The organism is Streptococcus sp. GMD4S, from assembly GCF_000296955.1.
In genome coordinates this window covers 1-725 of sequence record NZ_AJRE01000350.1, presented here as the reverse complement: position 1 = coordinate 725, position 725 = coordinate 1, and the positions used below count along the sequence as shown (strand labels likewise).

Here is a 725-nt window from a genome sequence, read left to right as displayed (position 1 = left end):
CGGTATTTGAGATGGGCCACCATAATCAAGATATAAATCGCGATGTAAACACCTGATGAGGATGCGGTGATCAAAGCAAAGGCATCTGAAACACCTGGTAGCACGTTGATAAAGGCAGCCAGAGCAATCAAGATCGCTGAGGCGATGATGGCATTTTGAGGTACATTGTGGCGAGAAAGGGTATCGACCTTGATGGCCTTTAAGAAACGATTGGGCGAATCATGGGCAATCTGATATAAGTGTCTCCCTGTTGAGTAGAGAGTTGAGTTAAGAGCAGACGCTGCTGAGGTCAAGACAACAAAGTTGATTAGAGCCGCCGCCCACTTGATCCCTGCCAGTTCAAAGACCGTTACAAATGGAGAATCTGAAGAATTAAGATAAGACCAAGGAATAATGGCCATAATCGCAATGAGAGCTCCCCCGTAGAAGAAGATAATTCTGAGAGGAATTTCCTTAACAGCTTTGGGCAAGACCTGACGAGGGTTCTTTGTTTCAGAAGTTGTCACCCCGATAAACTCAATCATCAGATAGGCAAAAAATACCATTTGAAAGGCCATGACAAAGTTCATAACTCCGTTTGGAAAAAGAGAGAACTGGTCGCTGATATTTGCCAAACTTGCAACACCATGCGGTGTCTTAAAGCCTGTCAAAACCATAAAGACCCCAGTGGCAATCATGGCTAAAATCGCCACAATCTTGACCATAGCAAACCAAAACTCGACTTC

1 protein-coding gene is annotated in these 725 nt (G+C 44.4%); it reads right to left on the bottom strand.

All coding sequences use genetic code 11. The features are described 5' to 3' along the window. Nucleotides 1–725, bottom strand: a 725-nt coding sequence (locus tag GMD4S_RS09840; protein ID WP_000374702.1) for an amino acid permease, incomplete at both ends; no start/stop codon positions are given.